The following is a 3,071-nucleotide window of genomic DNA, read 5'->3' as shown; positions in this document are numbered from 1 at the left end:
TGTAGCTGAAGGTGGTTCCGATCGCACCCCAGGTTCCCAGCGTGTAGCTGAAGGTGGTTCCGATCGCACCCCAGGTTTCCAGCGTGTAGCTGAAGGTGGTTCCGATCGACTGAATGTACAAGCTAAGCGGTCGTAGGCTCGTTCCACTAAATTTAGGCCCGGCTTTGCCGGGTCTTTTGTAGTTCCAAATCAGTAGGGATCGATACAGGAGTCGCGACAGGGTAGAGCTAGAGGGCACCAGCAATTCCACCGCAGATGACGTCGCCTTGGAACGTCCTCTCGCTCCCGAAACGATGGAAGCACTGAAGCAGGAATAGCCTACTCGAAACCCACGTTCCTAATCGCAGGCTGGGGGTTCAGGCGAATTGACCACCGTGCAAATAGCCGCCTGCATTGACTCCATATAGACCGCCGTTTCCCGATAGATTTGGCTGAAGATTGGGCCTAGGTCGCTTTGGAGCTTTGCGACCGACGCAAATTGAGTCTTGTTGGTGTCATTCGGCAAAGAGACTGAGATTGGCCTCATTGCGTCAGCAATACGTCCCATCCGTTGATCGAGCGAAGGGTGCGTCGCTGACTGTAGAGGGTGATAAATTGTTCCAGACTTCCCGGTCATAACTTCACAAACGAACTTGCGGGCTTTCGCTTCGACAGTAGCCTCAGGCGTAGGGAACTCCGTTGGCACAAAGGTCTCATGCACCACTGGGCGACTAATGAATTCCTGCGCCAGCGAGGATTGCTGCCATGCGTTGGCTGCCAGAACGAGCTGATCAACATTCCACAGAAGCGAGCCACGATGCGAGAAGAGCGGCTCCCGATACGGCGGCTCTGGCAGCAGTAGCTTCATTACGTCTAGGGCATAGGCATCAGCATCCTCCTCCCTTTTGGTTGAGACCGGGTCGCATGAGTCTTGCAGTGCTTGAAGCTTGGCTTCGCGATCTTGAGCTAGTTCGAGTTGAGCGACTCGACCTTCGTACTCGCCAGCCTGCCGTTGATAGACATGGCCAAGCTCATGAGCGAGCACATACAGCAGCGCCGGATTGGCTCGACCCAGTTTTTCACCGATATCTCCAAACAGCGCCACCGCACTTGAAGAGCAACGAAGCTCTAGTCTCTCAGCAGCAACAATCAGACAGCCGCCACGTACGCTCAGCTCGTCTAAGGGGGCATCCTTCGTGACTGCTTGAGTAGCACAGCCATAAGCGTCAATTCCATCTGAATTGGCATTGGTAACGATATAGGCAGTTAGAGTACGTCCCTCAATTAACGCTGCCCGCGGGTTCACGACGACAGTATCGAAAGGCAGTGCCTTTCCGAGCTCCCGGTAGGCCTGGGCAGCTCGGTTAATGGTCTGTTCAACCAATGCGGCCGAAGAACTGTCCAACCGACAACCTGGAATCATCTGCGCGTTGGCTGAGAGAGAGCAAAGCAGTCCGCAGGCAACGAGCACCTTCCAACTCACGCCCATATTCAGTGCGTCTCGCCGATGCTACGACGGTCTACAAACGTCTCGAACGCTACATGCTTGCCATTGAGTTGCTTCAAAAGCGGCCACCTGTTGAAGGCGTCCTCCATAAGCCCCAACGAAGCCTCCCTGGCCAAAAACACCGCCACCTTGTACTGGTTGATATTTTGAAGGTTAGGAAGTTTCTTCGCCCCGCTTTTAGTGGTAGCGGTGTCCTTCGCCAGATCGCCATGCGACGTTGTGTCAGCTGGACACAGCTGCGGCACACCCCAGAAAACGTATCCAGAGTAGAGACCTTCCTTGCGAAGCTCTTTAATACGATCACGCCCCTTAGGCTTCCACGGAGCGATGACTTCAATGTCCGTAACCTTTCGGGCTTTCGGCGCCCGCATTTCGACATAATTGGTGTGCGCATAGAAGTCTTGCACAGCATGCAGGGCTTGTCCTATGGAAAAGAACGCACTGGCAGCAGCATCCTTCATTTTTGCCAGATCACCCACGTCTTTGGCCTTCTGCGCTCTTTCGACGTAGCTGCTTGCCTCATCTAGTAAGCTCGTTACGTAAGTAGTCGCCGAATCAAAGTCGCAGTTGTCAAAATGTGCCTTGGATTCAAACTGGTGGATGATGTCCTGCTGGTAGAGGGCTTTGCGTAGCTCGGCGAGGTAAGGATTGTTCGCCAAGCCCTCGAGCACCTGCTTATGGGTGCTTGTATCGAATGGCTGGTCGCAGCCGATGCATGAAACTGGAGGGTTCGCCTGTTCAAGAGATGGCACTGTGTCGGGTGGGGGCTCTGGCCTTTCTTTCGTTCCCTCTGCCGCGTGTGCCAGTTGCCAACACACCAAAAAGGCCGCAACAACCAATGCAGTATGACTCACCATGCCTACTCTCCTTGTCACCTGTGCCGAGATTAGAGCGACCGCACCATGCACATCGAGAAATTGACACTAAAAAACCAGAATGGCTCACGCACACTGCTCTCTTTCTACACCCGAAAAAGCTTATCTCACGCTATCGTGTTTGTCGCAGGGATCAGCATGCTTGGTAATTCGATACTGTTGGTAGCTGCAGATCATGATCCAGTGGCCCTTCGCGGGTTGCAGCACACCAACGCTGAGCGGCCGCTTCTCGAATCTGCGATTAAGTCTGCAAACCTGATGACCAAGGCTAATGGTCCAACACTCACTCCTTCCTGGACGTGGAATGAAGGCGATGCCCAGTCAGTACCCGTTTACCTGGTGAAGTCGCCTGCTGGAGCTATCTCAACGCCAGCGGTGGTCCCGCGAGACTGCACGTGCGTTTTCGTAAACCTACCAGCATTCGAGGCATGGCTGAACGCCCACTCCAAAGGTTCGGGGCGCATGACGCTTGAATCAAAGCATCTGCTGACGTTTATGCTGCTTCATGAAGTCGGCCACCTGAGCAAAAATACTACAGGTGCCGAGTTCTCTAATGGCAGTCTTTCGCAGTTGAACACCGAGCCGGCTCTTGCTAAAGCTAGGGAAGAAGCAGCAGATGAGTTCGCGGCTGAGTATAGTGGATCCACCTTTTGAGACAGTGACTACGGGGTAGTTTAAGCTGTCGTCCTCGAAAGGATGACAGCAAATGG

General features: G+C 53.8%; 3 protein-coding genes. 1 reads left to right on the top strand and 2 read right to left on the bottom strand.

Features of this window, described 5'->3' with window-relative positions; genetic code table 11:
- Nucleotides 1-337: 337 nt before the first annotated feature.
- Together EKA13_RS26620 and EKA13_RS26615 are read right to left on the bottom strand one after the other, a co-directional pair.
- Entirely contained in the window at nucleotides 338-1,384 is a 1,047-nt protein-coding gene (locus tag EKA13_RS26620) for a M48 family metalloprotease (protein ID WP_176717494.1), read from the bottom strand.
- 86 nt (nucleotides 1,385-1,470) lie between these two features.
- Nucleotides 1,471-2,343, bottom strand: coding sequence for an HET-C-related protein (locus EKA13_RS26615; RefSeq protein WP_016969431.1), 873 nt, complete (start codon nucleotides 2,341-2,343; stop codon nucleotides 1,471-1,473).
- Between the two features lie 45 nt (nucleotides 2,344-2,388).
- On the opposite strand from EKA13_RS26615, the gene EKA13_RS26610 reads away from it, so the two are divergent.
- On the top strand, nucleotides 2,389-3,015 hold the full coding sequence (locus tag EKA13_RS26610) for a hypothetical protein (protein WP_176717493.1): 627 nt from the start codon (nucleotides 2,389-2,391) through the stop codon (nucleotides 3,013-3,015).
- The last annotated feature ends 56 nt before the right edge of the window (nucleotides 3,016-3,071 follow it).

This window comes from Pseudomonas defluvii, assembly GCF_001695625.1.
Lineage (GTDB): Bacteria > Pseudomonadota > Gammaproteobacteria > Pseudomonadales > Pseudomonadaceae > Aquipseudomonas > Aquipseudomonas defluvii.
The sequence above is the reverse complement of the archived record's forward strand: the minus strand, read 5'-3'. Positions and strand labels throughout refer to the sequence as shown.

Excerpts from the sequence above, each read along its gene's own strand:
- EKA13_RS26615 (WP_016969431.1), bottom strand. The coding sequence starts at position 2,343 with ATGGTGAGTCATACTGCATTGGTTGTTGCGGCCTTTTTGGTGTGTTGG.
- EKA13_RS26610 (WP_176717493.1), top strand. The coding sequence starts at position 2,389 with ATGCACATCGAGAAATTGACACTAAAAAACCAGAATGGCTCACGCACA.